The organism is Burkholderia seminalis, from assembly GCF_001718535.1.
Classification (GTDB): Bacteria; Pseudomonadota; Gammaproteobacteria; order Burkholderiales; family Burkholderiaceae; genus Burkholderia; species Burkholderia seminalis.
The window spans coordinates 1,251,633-1,265,807 of record NZ_CP013398.1; the positions used below are offsets into that span (position 1 = coordinate 1,251,633).

Here is a 14,175-nt window from a genome sequence, read left to right on the forward strand (position 1 = left end):
ACTCTGGAGACGCGCGTGTTCCTTTACGGCTTTGGTCCTGTTCTCTGGGCCGGCACCGTGCAGACCATCGAGCTGTCGGTGCTGTCGCTTGCCACTGCGGTGGCGCTGGGGCTGATCGGCGCGGTGGCGAAGCTGTCGCACAACCGGGTGCTGCGAGCGATCGCGACCGGTTATACGACGCTGATCCGCTCGGTGCCCGATCTTGTGCTGATGCTGCTGTTGTTCTACAGCATCCAGATCTGGCTGAACCAGTTCACCGACCTCGTCGGCTGGAACCAGATCGACATCGACCCGTTCGTGGCCGGCGTGCTGACGCTCGGCTTCATCTACGGCGCGTATTTCACCGAGACCTTCCGCGGTGCGTTCCTGTCGGTGCCGCGCGGCCAGCTCGAGGCCGGCGCGGCTTACGGGATGAGCGGCGCGCGCGTGTTCGCGCGGATCATGTTTCCGCAGATGATGCGCTTCGCGCTGCCGGGCATCGGCAACAACTGGCAGGTGCTCGTGAAGGCAACCGCGCTGGTGTCGATCATCGGCCTCGCGGACGTCGTGAAGGCCGCGCAGGACGCCGGCAAGAGCACGTTCAACATGTTCTTCTTCATCCTCGTCGCGGCGCTGATCTATCTCGCGATCACGACCGTTTCCAATCTCGTGCTGATCCAGCTCGAGAAGCGATATTCCATGGGCGTGCGGCACGCAGAACTATGATCGAGATCCTCCAGGAATTCGGCAAGGCGTTCCTTTTCTGGGACGGCCAGCGCTTCTCCGGCCTCGCGGTGACGTTGTGGCTGCTCGTTGCGTCGATCTCGCTCGGCTTCGTGTGCGCGGTGCCGCTCGCGGTCGCGCGCGTGTCGAAGAAGAAGTGGGTGTCGATGCCCGTGCGGTTCTACACGTACGTGTTTCGCGGCACGCCGCTCTACGTGCAGCTGCTGCTGATGTACACGGGCATGTACAGCCTCGAGTTCGTGCGGTCGCACTCGCTGCTCGATGCGTTCTTCCGCAGCGGCTTCAATTGCGCGATTCTCGCGTTCGCGCTGAATACCTGCGCGTACACGACCGAGATTTTCGCCGGCGCGATCCGTGCGATTCCGCACGGCGAGGTCGAGGCGGCGCGCGCGTACGGGATGTCGCCGTTCACGATGTATCGCCGCGTGATCCTGCCGTCGGCGCTGCGCCGTGCGCTGCCGCTGTACAGCAACGAGGTGATCCTGATGCTGCACGCGACGACCGTGGCGTTCACGGCGACCGTGCCGGACATCCTGAAGGTCGCGCGTGACGCGAATTCCGCGACCTACATGGCGTTCCAGTCGTTCGGAATCGCCGCGCTGATCTATCTTGCGGTATCGTTCGCACTCGTCGCGGCGTTTCGCCGGGCGGAGCGCCACTGGCTCGCGTATCTCGCGGCCGCCCGTCATTGATTCACTTCGAGGAGAGCCAGTTGGCCGAGATCACTCAAACGCACGGTGCCACCAAGCTTGCGGCGCTCGACATCCACAAGCGCTATGGCGACAACGAAGTGCTCAAGGGCGTGTCGCTGAACGCGAAGGCCGGTGACGTCATCAGCATCATCGGCGCGAGCGGCTCGGGCAAGAGCACGTTCCTGCGCTGCATCAACTTCCTCGAGCGGCCGAATGCGGGGCAGATCGTCGTCGACGGCGAGGCCGTCCGCACGAAGGCCGACCGCGCCGGCGCGCTCGAAGTTGCCGATCACAAGCAGCTGCAGCGTATCCGCACGAAGCTCGCGATGGTGTTCCAGCACTTCAACCTGTGGGCGCACATGAACGTGCTCGAGAACGTGATGGAGGCACCCGTGCACGTGCTCGGCATTTCCAAGAAGGAAGCCGAGGATCGTGCGCGCGAGTACCTGGAGAAGGTCGGCCTGCCGCCGCGCGTCGAGAAGCAGTATCCGTCGCATCTGTCCGGCGGCCAGCAGCAGCGCGTCGCGATCGCGCGTGCGCTCGCGATGCATCCGGACGTGATGCTGTTCGACGAGCCGACGTCGGCGCTCGACCCGGAGCTGGTGGGCGAAGTGCTGAAGGTGATGCAGAAGCTGGCCGAGGAAGGCCGCACGATGATCGTCGTCACGCACGAGATGGGTTTCGCGCGCAACGTGTCGAATCATGTGATGTTTCTGCATCAGGGGCGGACCGAGGAAGAGGGCGATCCGAAGGAGGTGCTGGTGCGCCCGCAGAGCGAGCGGCTCAAGCAGTTCCTGTCGGGCAGCCTCAAGTAACGCGACGGGGCAGGTTTCAGCCGTGGTACCGGTGTCTCGTCCCGCAGGCGCCACCCGCACGACGCAGGTGGTGATCGTTGCATTGCCGCCCGTGTCGATGTCGGGCGTGGGTCCGATCGTCGATGCGTTGAATCTGGCGAACGAGATCGACGGGCGGCTGCTGTACCGCTGGCAGGTGTGTTCGTGGGACGGGCGGCCCGTGCCGCTCGCGGGCGGGGCGCAGTGGCATGCCGATGCGGCGTTCAACGATGCGATCGCATGCGACTGGCTGATCGTCGTGACCGAGCGGTTTCAGCAGTTTGCCGATTACCGGCTGTTTCTCGCGAGTCTCGCGCGGGTCGGGCAGCGGACGCCGGTCGTGACCGGCATTCACCACGGCGTGTGGTGGCTCGCGATGGCCGGGCAGCTTTCCGGGTATCGCGTGAGCGTGAACTGGGAGACGTATCAGCAGTTCGCCGAGCAGTTCGAGCGGTCGATCGTCACGCAGCAGATTTTCGAGATCGATCGCGATCGGGCGACCTGTGCCGGCGGGCAGGCGACCGTCGATTTCATGCTGGCCATGATTGGCCGGGAACACGGGCCCGAGCTGGGCGAGCGGATTGCCGATGCGCTCGGCGCCGGGACCTTGCGCAGCGGCGAGGAGCGGCAGCGGATTCCCTTCGTCACCGCGCCCGGTGAGCGGCATCCTCGGTTGAATGACGCGTTGCTGCTGATGGAGGCCAATGTCGAGGATCCGCTGACGACCGACGAGATCGCCGAGCTGGTCGGCGTGTCGCGCCGACAGTTGGAGCGGCTCTTTCGACAGTATCTCGGGGCGATGCCCTCCAAGTATTACCTCAATCTCCGATTGCTCAAGGCCAGGACGCAGTTGCAGCGGACCAGCAAGTCGGTCGTGCAGGTTAGTCTCGCCTGTGGGTTTTCTTCTGCTGCGCACTTTTCTAATGCGTATCGCGAAAGGTTCGGGGTCACGCCTCGGGAGGATCGGCGCGCGTGGCTCGAGAAGCAGACAGGTGGGGGGAGTGAGCCGCGGGCGGGGGCGCTCGTGGAGTGGGGGAAGGATTGATTTTTTTGGTTTTTTTGGGGGCGGTTCGCTCGCGTTTTGACGTGAATTGCCTGTGATCGTAATGGTCTATTAGCGTCGCCCCTGCGCGGGGCGGCGGTTACTTTTCTTTGTCTTGCCAAAGAAAAGTAACCAAAAGAAAGGCGCTGTGAGAACGCAAGACTTCCCGGTGCCATGGTCAGCAAAGTGGCCCTCGCCTAAGTGTCCGCGCCAGCAAGGAACCCGGAGTGGTTCGAGCAATGGTTCTGACATCACTCATCCCCCAGCGGAGCGGTATACCGCCCGCCAGCTCCATCCTCGCTTCGCTCGGCTGCAAGGTGCTTCTGGTCGTGCGGTGCGCACGTTTGCTTATCCAGGAGCCGTTGCCTGCCAGGCATCTCCGACGATTCACATCGATCGTGCAATTACGCCGCCTGCAAATCGATCATTGCTCGCGGCGTATTGCTGTACCCCATTTTTCCTGGCCGGGGCAGCGAATCAGGTGTTCACCGAAAATGACGTCTTGCCCAGACGAGTGAGGGCGATTGCTGATCGATGGCGATGCTGGAGGGGTGTACCTGTCGGCCGAGCGAAGCGAGGGCGGAGCTGGCGGGCGGTATACCGCTCCGCTGGGGGATGAGTGATGTCAGAACCATTGCTCGAACCACTCCGGGTTCCTTGCTGGCGCGGACACTTAGGCGAGGGCCACTTTGCTGACCATGGCACCGGGAAGTCTTGCGTTCTCAAGCGCCTTTCTTTTGGTTACTTTTCTTTGGCAAGACAAAGAAAAGTAACCGCCGCCCCGCGCAGGGGCGACGCTAATAGACCGTTACGATCACAGGCAATTCACGTCAAAACGCGAGCGAACCGCCCAAAACCCCCAAAAAAACCACCCCCCACCCCCAGAAGGCAAAATAAAAGCACACTATCCGCTTCCGATAGAACCCGTCGCAAATCCGCAAGACGCTTGCGTCACCCTTACCTAAACTTGATCCTGTTGAACCCTCTTACGAAACCGAAAGGAACGACCATGACGACCTCGACCGTGACCCGCCAGACATTCGACGAAGTGATGGTGCCGGTATTTTCCCCCGCCCCGTTCGTGCCGGATCGCGCAGAGGGCTCCCGCGTGTGGGACACGGCAGGCCGTGAATACATCGATTTCGCGTGCGGCATCGCGGTCACGTCGCTGGGCCACGGCCACCCGGAACTGCTGAAGGTCCTGGACGAACAAAGCCGCAAGCTCTGGCACATCGGCAACGGCTACACAAACGAGCCGGTGCTGCGCCTCGCGAAGCGTCTCGAATCGCTGACCTTCGCCGACCGCGCGTTCTTCGCGAACTCGGGCGCGGAAGCAAATGAAGCCGCATTGAAGCTCGCACGCCGCGTCGCGTTCGACCGCCACGGCGCCGATAAAGCGGAAATCATCTCGTTCGTGCAGTCGTTCCACGGCCGCACGTTCTTCACGGTCAGCGTCGGCGGCCAGCCGAAGTACTCGGAAGGCTTCGGCCCCGTGCCGGCCGGCATCACGCACCTGCCGTACAACGACATCGAAGCCGCGAAGGCCGCGATCGGCCCGCAAACCTGCGCCGTGATCGTCGAGCCCGTGCAAGGCGAAGGCGGCGTGATCCCGGCCGATCCGGCCTTCCTGAAGGCGCTGCGCGAAGCGTGCGATGCGCACGGCGCGCTGCTGATTTTCGACGAAGTGCAAACGGGCGTCGGCCGCACGGGCCAGTTCTACGCGTACATGGACACGGGCGTCACGCCGGACATCCTGACGACCGCGAAGGCGCTCGGCAACGGCTTCCCGATCGGCGCGATGCTGACGACGAACGAACTGGCCGCGCACTTCAAGGTCGGCGTGCACGGCACGACGTACGGCGGCAACCCGCTCGCCTCGGCGATCGCCGACAAGGTCGTCGAGCTGATCGGCGATCCGGCACTGCTCGAAGGCGTGCGCGAACGCAGCGTGCGCCTGAAGGGCGCGCTCGAACGCATCAACGCACGCTTCGGCATCTTCAAGGACGTGCGCGGCAAGGGCCTGCTGGTCGGCGCCGAACTCACCGCCGCGTTCGACGGCCGCGCGAAGGACTTCGTCACCGCCGCCGCCGAGAACGGCCTGATCATGCTGATCGCCGGCCCGAACGTGCTGCGCTTCGTCCCGTCGCTGGTGATCCCGTTCGACCTGCTCGACGAAGGCGTGAAGCGCTTCGAGAAGGCGGTCGAACAGGTGCTCGCCGCACAGGAAGCCACCGCGCGCTGATCGGCGCCCCCCATCGCAGACAGGAACGACGATGCTATTTGTTCGCCCCGGCAAACTCACGGATCTCGATGCGCTGGCGCACATGGCGCGCACCGCGCAGCCGGTCCTGCACTCGCTGCCGCACGACCGCGCGGCGCTCGAAGCGCGCGTGGCGCTCTCCGAGGATTCGTTTCGCGCGGACGTCGATTTCGCCGGCGAGGAGTTCTACCTCTTCGTGCTCGAGGAATCGTCGACCGGCAAGCTGCTCGGCACGGCGAGCATCGTGGCCGCGGCCGGCTACTCGGAACCGTTCTACGCGTTCCGCAACGACGCACTGATCCACGCGTCGCGCGAGCTGCACGTGAACCGCAAGATCCACGCGCTCACGATGTCGCACGAGCTGACCGGCAAGAGCCGGCTCGCGGGCTTCTACGTCGATCCGTCGCTGCGCGGCGATGCGGCCGCGCACCTGATCTCGCGCGCGCGGATGATGTACATCGCCGCGAACCGCCGGCGCTTCACGCCGGAAGTGTTCACGCTGCTGCTCGGCGTGAGCGACGGCAACGGCGCATCGCCGTTCTGGGAAGCGGTGGGGCGCAAGTTCTTCGGCCGCGATTTCACCGACGTCGACATCGCGTCGGGCGGCCGCAGCCGCACGTTCATCGCGGAAGTGATGCCGGCCTATCCGCTCTACGTGCCGCTGCTGCCGGAAGCCGCGCAGCGCGTGCTCGGCGAGCCGAACGAAACGGCCTTGCTCGCATACGACATCCATCTCGAGGAAGGCTTCGAGCCCGACCGCTTCGTCGACATCTTCGACGCGGGCCCGGTGCTGACCGCGCAGGTCGACCGCACCGCGTGCGTGAAGCACGGCTCGGAGCGCGTCGTGCGCGAGGCCGCGCACCAGCAGGGCGATGTCGCGTACCTGGTGTCGACGGGCAGCGGCGAATCGTTCCGCTGCGTGCTGGCCGACCTGCCGGGCGACACGGCCGAGGCACCGCTGGCCGGCGACGTGCGTGCGGCGCTCGATGTGAAGGATGGCGATGTCGTGCGCTGCGTGCCGCTGCACCGCCGCGACGATGAAGATTTGAAGGGAGACGCAGCATGATCGTCGTTCGGGTCGTACAAACGGGCGACGTCGACGCGCTCGTGTCGCTCGCGAAGGAAACCGGGCCGGGCCTGACCACGTTCAAGCCCGACCGCGACGCGCTCGCCGCGCGTATCGCGCGCGCGCGCCGCACGCTGGACGGGCAGGCCGCGCCGGGCGAGGCCGGTTACTTCTTCGTGATGGAAGAATCGAAGACGGGCGACATCGCGGGCGTGTGCGGGATCGAAACGCAGGTCGGCCTCGAGCAGCCGTTCTACAACTATCGCGTGAGCACCGTCGTGCACGCGAGCCAGGAGCTCGGCGTGTGGACGCGGATGTCCGCGCTGAACATCTCGCACGACCTGACGGGCTACGCGGAAGTGTGCTCGCTGTTCCTGAGCCCGCGCTATCGCACCGGCGGCGTCGGCGGCCTGCTGTCGCGCTCGCGCTTCATGTTCATCGCGCAGTTCCGCGAGCGCTTCCCGGAACGCCTCTGCGCGGAACTGCGCGGCCACTTCGACGAGGACGGCACGTCGCCGTTCTGGCGCGCAGTCGGTTCGCACTTCTACCAGATCGATTTCAACGCAGCCGATTACCTCAGCTCGCACGGCCGCAAGTCGTTCCTCGCGGAACTGATGCCGCGCTACCCGGTGTACGTCGACCTGCTGCCGCAGGACGCGCAGGACGCGGTCGGCCTCACGCACCGCGACACGCTGCCGGCCCGCAAGATGCTCGAAGCGGAAGGGCTGCGTTACCAGAATCACGTCGACATCTTCGACGCGGGCCCCGTGCTCGAATGCCACATCAACGACCTGCGCACGGTGCGCGAGAGCGTCGTCGTGCCGGTCGCGATCGGCGTGCCCGATACGGGCGAGGACGCGCAGGGCGGCCATCCGCCGAGGTCGCTGGTGTCGAATACGTCGCTCGGCGATTTCCGCGTCGGCGTCGCGCCGGGCGTCGTGGCGAACGGCTCGTTCGTGCTGTCGGCCGACGATGCCGCCGCGCTCGACGTGAAGGCCGGCGATCCGGTCCGCGTGCTGCCGCTCAAAGTCAAACAGGGATAAACGAATCATGACGGAACTCTTCATCGACGGCGCCTGGGTCGCGGGCTCGGGCCCCGTGTTCGCTTCGCGCAACCCGGGCACCGACGAGATCGCATGGCAGGGCGAAAGCGCGTCGGCGGCCGACGTCGACCGTGCGGTCGCGAGCGCGCGCCGTGCATTCGCCGGCTGGTCGGCGCTCGACTTCGAATCGCGTTGCGCGATCGTCAAGCGTTTCGCCGCGTTGCTCAACGAACGCAAGGAAGCGATCGCGACCGCGATCGGCCGCGAGACGGGCAAGCCGCTGTGGGAAGCACGCACCGAAGTCGCGTCGATGGCCGCGAAGGTCGGCATCTCGATTCAGGCCTACCAGGAACGCACCGGCGAGAAACGCCAGGACATGGCCGACGGCGTCGCGGTGCTGCGCCACCGTCCGCACGGCGTCGTCGCGGTGTTCGGTCCGTACAATTTCCCCGGCCACTTGCCGAACGGCCATATCGTGCCCGCGCTGATCGCGGGCAATGCGGTCGTGTTCAAGCCGTCGGAACTCGCGCCGGGCGTCGCGCGCGCGACGGTCGAAGTGTGGAAGGAGGCCGGGTTGCCGGCCGGCGTGCTGAACCTCGTGCAGGGCGAGAAGGACACCGGCATCGCACTCGCGAACCATCGGCAGATCGACGGACTGTTCTTCACGGGCAGCTCCGATACGGGCACGCTGCTGCACAAGCAGTTCGGCGGCCGTCCGGAGATCGTGCTCGCGCTCGAAATGGGCGGCAACAATCCGCTCGTGATCGGCGAAGTCGAGGACATCGACGCGGCCGTGCATCACACGATCCAGTCGGCGTTCCTGTCGGCCGGCCAGCGCTGCACGTGCGCGCGCCGCATCTTCGTGCCGCAGGGCGCGTTCGGCGACCGCTTCCTCGCGCGCTTCGCGGACGTCACGTCGAAGATCACGGCCGACGTGTTCGATGCCGATCCGCAGCCGTTCATGGGCGCGGTGATCTCGGCACGCGCGGCCGCGAAGCTGGTCGATGCCCAGTCGCGCCTGATCGAGCAGGGCGCGAAACCGGTCATCGTGATGACGCAGCGCGATCCGCGCCTCGGCTTCGTGAACGCGGCGATCGTCGACGTGACGGGCGTGGCCAACCTGCCCGACGAGGAACATTTCGGCCCGCTCGCGCAGATCGTCCGCTACGCGACGTTCGACGAAGCGATCGAGCGCGCGAACGACACGGCGTTCGGCCTGTCCGCCGGCCTGCTGGCCGACGACGAGAAGGCATGGGAACACTTCCGCCGCACGATCCGCGCCGGCATCGTCAACTGGAACCGGCCGACCAACGGTGCGTCGTCCGCCGCGCCGTTCGGCGGCACGGGCCGCTCGGGCAACCATCGCCCGAGCGCGTACTACGCAGCCGACTACTGCGCGTATCCGATGGCGTCGGTGGAAAGCACGCAACTGACCTTGCCCGCGAGCCTGTCGCCGGGCCTGCATTTCTGATCGAGGGAGCGACGATGAACGCACAAGAAGCCAATTTCGACGGGCTCGTCGGCCCGACCCACAACTACGCCGGGCTGTCGTTCGGCAACGTGGCGTCCCTCAACAACGAGAAGTCGGTCGCGAACCCGAAGGCCGCTGCGAAGCAGGGGCTGCGCAAGATGAAGCAGCTCGCCGATCTCGGTTTCGCACAGGGCGTGCTGCCGCCGCAGGAGCGGCCGTCGCTGCGCCTGTTGCGCGAGCTCGGCTTCTCGGGCAAGGACGCGGACGTGATCGCGAAGGCCGCGAAGCAGGCGCCGGAACTGCTCGCCGCGGCGAGCTCGGCGTCGGCGATGTGGACCGCGAACGCGGCCACGGTCAGCCCGTCGGCCGACACGAGCGACGGCCGCGTGCACTTCACGCCGGCGAACCTGTGCAGCAAGCTGCATCGCGCGATCGAGCACGAAGCGACGCGCCGCACGCTGTCGACGCTGTTCGCCGATCCCGCGCACTTCGCGGTGCACGAAGCGCTGACGGGCACGCCGGCGCTCGGCGACGAAGGCGCGGCGAACCATACGCGCTTCTGCGCTGAATACGGCAAGCCGGGCATCGAATTCTTCGTGTACGGCCGCGCGGAATACCGCCGCGGGCCGGAACCGAAGCGCTTCCCGGCACGGCAGACCTTCGAGGCGAGCCGCGCGGTCGCGCATCGCCACGGGCTCGCCGAGGAAGCGACGGTCTACGCGCAGCAGGATCCGGACGTGATCGACGCGGGCGTGTTCCATAACGACGTGATCTCGGTCGGCAACCGCGACACGCTGTTCACGCACGAGCGCGCGTTCGTCAACAAGCAGGCGATCTACGACACGCTGACCGCCGCGCTCGACGCACGCGGCGCGCGCCTGAACGTGATCGAGGTGCCGGAAGCGGCCGTGAGCGTGAACGACGCGGTGACGTCGTACCTGTTCAACAGCCAGCTGCTGTCGCGCGCGGACGGCTCGCAGGTGCTCGTCGTGCCGCAGGAATGTCGCGAGAACGCCAACGTCGCGGCCTATCTCGACCACCTCGCGGCCGGCAACGGCCCGATTCACGACGTGCTCGTGTTCGACCTGCGCGAAAGCATGAAGAACGGCGGCGGCCCCGCATGCCTGCGCCTGCGCGTCGTGCTGAACGACGCGGAGCGCGCGGCGGTCACGTCGAACGTGTGGATCAACGACACGCTGTTCGCGTCGCTCGACGCATGGATCGACAAGCACTACCGCGATCGCCTCGCACCGGCAGATCTCGCCGATCCGGCGCTGCTCGACGAATCGCGCACGGCGCTCGACGAACTCACGCAGATCCTGCGCGTCGGTTCGCTGTATGACTTCCAGCGCTGAGGCACGGATGCCGGCCGCCGCGCTGCTCGACGACTTTCTCGCGTTCACGCTGGCCGGCAGCGTGCCGGCCGAGCAGGGCGGTACCTGCGCGGGCGGTGCGGTGCGCTGGCAATGGCCCGGCGACGGGCTGCTCGTGCTCGAACCGGTCGCGGCGAACGAGGCAACACGCGCGAGCGTGCTCGTATCGGCGGGCGTGCACGGCGACGAGACGGCGCCGATCGAGCTGCTGTCGATGCTGGTGCGCGATCTCGCGTCGGGCGCGCTGCCGCTCGCGTGCCGGCTGCTCGTCGTGCTCGGCAACGTGCCGGCGATGCGCGCGGGCGAGCGTTATCTCGACGACGACCTGAACCGCCTGTTCAGCGGCCGTCACACGCAGGTGCCCGCGAGCCGCGAAGCGCCACGCGCCGCGCAGCTCGAAGCGGCCGCGGCCGCGTTCTTCGCGGCCGCGCCGGCGGGCAGCGCGCGCTGGCACATCGACATGCACACGGCGATCCGCGCGTCGGTGTTCGAGCAGTTCGCGCTGCTGCCGCATACGGGCACGCCGCCGACGCGCACGATGGTCGAATGGCTGGGCGACGCGCGCATCGCGGCCGTGCTGCTGCACACCGCGAAGGGCAACACGTATTCGCATTTCACGGCCGAGCATTGCGGCGCGCTCGCCTGCACGCTCGAACTCGGCAAGGTGCGGCCGTTCGGCCAGAACGACCTGACGCGCTTCGCGCCGGCCGACCGCGCGGTGCGCAAGCTGGTGTCGGGCCGGCCGACGGATGCCGACGCGGCGCTGCCGCGCGTCTTCACGGTGATCGACCAGATCACGAAGCAGAGTGACGCGCTCGAGCTGTTCGTCGCGGCCGACGTCGCGAACTTCACCGCGTTCGCGCGCGGCACGGTGCTCGCGCAGGACGGCGACTACCGCTACACGGTGACGCACGACGAGGAGCGGATCGTGTTTCCGAACCCGACCGTGAAGCCGGGGCTGCGTGCGGGCCTGCTCGTCGTCGACACGACGCGCGAGACGATCGCGGCATTGGTCTGACCGATCGGCGGCCGCGCCGACGCGCGGCCCGCCTTGCGTATTTGCGACATCGTCTTGCAAGTTCGATGGCCGGCGCGGCCGGTGTCGTATGCGCACCGCAGCATCGCGCATCGGCAGCCGCTTTGCCATGCCGGGCCGCGCGGATTGGTACAATCGCGGCCTTGCGGCTGTTGCGCCGCATCACGGCGCGGCAGCCGCATTGTCGTAGTCATCCGACCCTGCAATGATGGCTGCGTCCGTAGTTCCGGAACATTCGAGTATCGAGGAGAGCACCTGATGAAGTTGGATTGGCGTAAAGTGGCCGCGCATGCGGTGGTGGCGGCATCGGCGGCGGCGGCAGGCAGCGCGTTTGCCGCGGATCTGAAGGAGATCCGGTTCGGCGTCGAGGCCTCGTACGCACCGTTCGAATACAAGACGCCCGACGGCAAGCTGACCGGCTTCGACATCGACATCGGCAACGCGGTGTGCGCGAAGCTGAAGACGAAGTGCGTGTGGGTCGAGAACGACTTCGACGGCCTGATCCCCGCGCTGCAGGCGCGCAAGTTCGATGCGATCAACTCGGACATGACGATCACCGACCAGCGCAAGCACGCGATCGCGTTCACCGACCCGATCTATACGATTCCGAACCAGCTGATCGCGAAGCAGGGCAGCGGCCTGCTGCCGACCCCGCAGTCGCTGAAGGGCAAGCGCGTCGGCGTGCTGCAGGGCACGATCCAGGAAGCGTACGCGAAGAAGAAGTGGGCGCCGGTCGGCGTTGAAGTCGTGCCGTACCAGACGCAGGACCTGGCCTACGCCGACCTGAAGTCGGGCCGTCTCGACGCGACGTTCCAGGATTCGGAAGCCGGCTCGAAGGGCTTCCTGACGAAGCCGCAAGGCCAGGGCTTCGCGTTCGCGGGCGGCACCGTCAGCGACGCCGAGATCCTCGGCTCGGGCGTCGGCTTCGGCCTGCGCAAGAACGACGCGGCGCTGAAGACCGCACTCGATCAGGCGCTGAAGGACCTGAAGGCCGACGGCACGATCGACAACCTCGCGAAGAAGTACTTCAGCGTGCCCGTGACGCTCAAGTAAGCGCTTCGTTCGAACGCACGATGCAAAAAACCGGCCGCCAATGCGGCCGGTTTGCTTTTGGGAACCGGAAACCGCGCGGGCGGCCGGCCGTCAGCCGTGCTGCGCGGGGAAGAACCGCCCCAGTTCGTGCGCGAGCTCGTTGAGGATGCTCATTTCCTGTTGCGAGATCTTGCGTGCGGGCTGCGCGCCGGCCCAGTCGCCATACAGCAGCGCGACCGTCGCCGCATCGACCCGCACCGGCAGCAGCACGAACGCGCGCGTGTCGTCGAACACGTCGAGATACCACGCGGGCAGGCGCTTGAGCATCTTCGGTTCCTGCGCCTGCTCGATGAAGATGCCGACCGAATTGGTGATCGCGAGATGGAATACGTCCGGCTCGAAGCGCTCGTGAAAGCGCAGCCGGTAGAGCGCCGCGTCGACGCCGGGACCGAAACCCAGGCGCGCGGCGAACGTGCCGTCGTCGTGGCGCACGAACATGACGGTGCGCGTGAACGCGAGGCTCGCGAGCAGGCTTTCCGACGCCAGCGCGAGCACCGGCGTCAGTACGTGCTCGGACGGCAGCGCGCGCAGGTCGGCGAGGCCGGCTTCGAGACAGGCTTCGGGCTCGGCCTGCGCACGCGCAATCGCATCGGCGTTCGCGCGCAACTCGACGATCTCGCGCATCACGGTGTCGCTCGCTTCCTCGTGCGCGAGCCGGTCGGCGATCTCGACGAGCGCGTCGGGTTCCGTATCGAGCGCCGGCGCATAGTGCTGCGCGAGCGCCGCGATGTGCGCGTCGCGCTGCGGACCATCGGGCATCGCGAGCGCACTCGCGACGTCGGCCGAGCAGCGGCTCACCGCCCGCAGCCAGTTCACGCGTTCGATCATGTCCTCGTCGGCCGCGAGTTCGCGGCCGAACGCGTCGACGCGGTTCACGTGGTGGTGGTGGTCGGCGATGCCGTCGCGGATCATGTCGGGCAGCCGCCAGCGTGCCGCCGCCTCGAGCCCGATCTCGTCGAAACCGACGCCGAGCACCTCGACGCAGGCGGCCGCTTCGTCGACGTGCATCTCGGCCGCGCGGCGGCGGATCTTGTCCCATTCGCTGTCGAGATAGCAGACCACGAGCAGCTTGCCGACCTGGCGCATCAGCGTGCAGACGACGGCTTCCTCGCCCGCGCGCAGGTCGGCGCGCTCGGTGAGCTTGCGCGCGACGCAGCCGGACAGCAGCGCGCGGTTCAGCTCGAGCTTCGCGTCGATTCGCCGCGGCGTGCTGTGGTGGAAATGGTCGACGAGCTTCAGCCCGACGACCAGATGGCCGACGGCGTCCATGCCGAGCACCATCAGCGCGCGCGTCACGGTCGTGATGTTGCCGCCGAACGCCATGTACATCGCGGAGTTCGCGAGCCGCAGCACTTTCTGCGTGAGCGCGAAGTCCGACAGCACGACGCGCACGAGTGCGGTGAAGTCGAGGTCGTCGTTCTTCATCGCGGCCATCGTCGCGCGCAGCGATTCCGACAGCAGCGGGAAATCGCCCCGTTCGCTCATCCGGGCCCACAGCTTGTCCAGCAAAGCGGTGCGGGGCAGGTGTTCGGTGATTGACATAC

At 66.7% G+C, this 14,175-nt stretch carries 12 protein-coding genes; 11 read left to right on the plus strand and 1 reads right to left on the minus strand.

What is annotated here, in order from left to right; translation table 11 throughout:
- Positions 1-15: 15 nt before the first annotated feature.
- From WJ12_RS05780 to WJ12_RS05835, 11 genes are all read left to right on the plus strand, one after another.
- Positions 16-705, plus strand: a complete 690-nt coding sequence (locus WJ12_RS05780; protein WP_006488734.1) for an ABC transporter permease — start codon at positions 16-18, stop codon at positions 703-705.
- Positions 702-1,415: an ABC transporter permease gene (locus WJ12_RS05785; RefSeq protein WP_059560670.1), complete on the plus strand. Its 714-nt coding sequence runs from the start codon at positions 702-704 to the stop codon at positions 1,413-1,415. Before WJ12_RS05780 ends, WJ12_RS05785 begins: the two co-directional genes overlap by 4 nt.
- A gap of 20 nt (positions 1,416-1,435) precedes the next feature.
- A complete protein-coding gene (locus tag WJ12_RS05790; protein ID WP_034186547.1) occupies positions 1,436-2,230 on the plus strand; it encodes an ABC transporter ATP-binding protein in 795 nt (264 codons plus the stop codon).
- Between the two features lie 22 nt (positions 2,231-2,252).
- Positions 2,253-3,293 carry a GlxA family transcriptional regulator gene (locus WJ12_RS05795; protein ID WP_059560667.1) on the plus strand — a complete coding sequence of 347 codons (1,041 nt, stop codon included), beginning with the start codon at positions 2,253-2,255 and terminating at the stop codon, positions 3,291-3,293.
- A 1,006-nt stretch (positions 3,294-4,299) separates the two neighbouring features.
- Positions 4,300-5,532: an aspartate aminotransferase family protein gene (locus WJ12_RS05800; protein ID WP_034186549.1), complete on the plus strand. Its 1,233-nt coding sequence runs from the start codon at positions 4,300-4,302 to the stop codon at positions 5,530-5,532.
- Positions 5,533-5,563: 31 nt separating this feature from the next.
- A complete protein-coding gene (gene aruF / locus WJ12_RS05805) occupies positions 5,564-6,616 on the plus strand; it encodes an arginine/ornithine succinyltransferase subunit alpha (protein ID WP_034186550.1) in 1,053 nt (350 codons plus the stop codon).
- Positions 6,613-7,659, plus strand: coding sequence for an arginine N-succinyltransferase (gene astA / locus WJ12_RS05810; RefSeq protein WP_034186551.1), 1,047 nt, complete (start codon positions 6,613-6,615; stop codon positions 7,657-7,659). The genes aruF and astA overlap by 4 nt, the downstream gene beginning before the upstream one ends.
- A gap of 7 nt (positions 7,660-7,666) precedes the next feature.
- The gene (gene astD / locus WJ12_RS05815; RefSeq protein WP_069245600.1) at positions 7,667-9,130 is read left to right on the plus strand and encodes a succinylglutamate-semialdehyde dehydrogenase; all 1,464 of its coding nucleotides are present in this window, start codon (positions 7,667-7,669) and stop codon (positions 9,128-9,130) included.
- Between the two features lie 14 nt (positions 9,131-9,144).
- On the plus strand, positions 9,145-10,485 hold the full coding sequence (gene astB, locus WJ12_RS05820) for an N-succinylarginine dihydrolase (RefSeq protein WP_059560664.1): 1,341 nt from the start codon (positions 9,145-9,147) through the stop codon (positions 10,483-10,485).
- A gap of 7 nt (positions 10,486-10,492) precedes the next feature.
- The gene (astE, locus tag WJ12_RS05825) at positions 10,493-11,521 is read left to right on the plus strand and encodes a succinylglutamate desuccinylase (RefSeq protein WP_175027844.1); all 1,029 of its coding nucleotides are present in this window, start codon (positions 10,493-10,495) and stop codon (positions 11,519-11,521) included.
- A gap of 276 nt (positions 11,522-11,797) precedes the next feature.
- Positions 11,798-12,592: an ABC transporter substrate-binding protein gene (locus tag WJ12_RS05835; protein WP_059560659.1), complete on the plus strand. Its 795-nt coding sequence runs from the start codon at positions 11,798-11,800 to the stop codon at positions 12,590-12,592.
- A gap of 90 nt (positions 12,593-12,682) precedes the next feature.
- Here the strand turns inward: WJ12_RS05835 and WJ12_RS05840 are convergent, their stop codons facing one another.
- Positions 12,683-14,173 (minus strand): HDOD domain-containing protein, encoded by a 1,491-nt coding sequence (locus tag WJ12_RS05840; RefSeq protein WP_059560657.1) that lies wholly within the window; start codon positions 14,171-14,173, stop codon positions 12,683-12,685.
- Positions 14,174-14,175 lie beyond the last annotated feature (2 nt).

What these genes read in the sequence shown, in the direction of transcription:
- astD (WP_069245600.1), top strand. Translation starts at nt 7,667, where the DNA reads ATGACGGAACTCTTCATCGACGGCGCCTGGGTCGCGGGCTCGGGCCCC.
- WJ12_RS05835 (WP_059560659.1), top strand. Translation starts at nt 11,798, where the DNA reads ATGAAGTTGGATTGGCGTAAAGTGGCCGCGCATGCGGTGGTGGCGGCA.
- astE (WP_175027844.1), top strand. Translation starts at nt 10,493, where the DNA reads ATGCCGGCCGCCGCGCTGCTCGACGACTTTCTCGCGTTCACGCTGGCC.
- astA (WP_034186551.1), top strand. Translation starts at nt 6,613, where the DNA reads ATGATCGTCGTTCGGGTCGTACAAACGGGCGACGTCGACGCGCTCGTG.
- WJ12_RS05800 (WP_034186549.1), top strand. Translation starts at nt 4,300, where the DNA reads ATGACGACCTCGACCGTGACCCGCCAGACATTCGACGAAGTGATGGTG.
- astB (WP_059560664.1), top strand. Translation starts at nt 9,145, where the DNA reads ATGAACGCACAAGAAGCCAATTTCGACGGGCTCGTCGGCCCGACCCAC.
- WJ12_RS05840 (WP_059560657.1), bottom strand. Translation starts at nt 14,173, where the DNA reads ATGTCAATCACCGAACACCTGCCCCGCACCGCTTTGCTGGACAAGCTG.
- WJ12_RS05785 (WP_059560670.1), top strand. Translation starts at nt 702, where the DNA reads ATGATCGAGATCCTCCAGGAATTCGGCAAGGCGTTCCTTTTCTGGGAC.
- aruF (WP_034186550.1), top strand. Translation starts at nt 5,564, where the DNA reads ATGCTATTTGTTCGCCCCGGCAAACTCACGGATCTCGATGCGCTGGCG.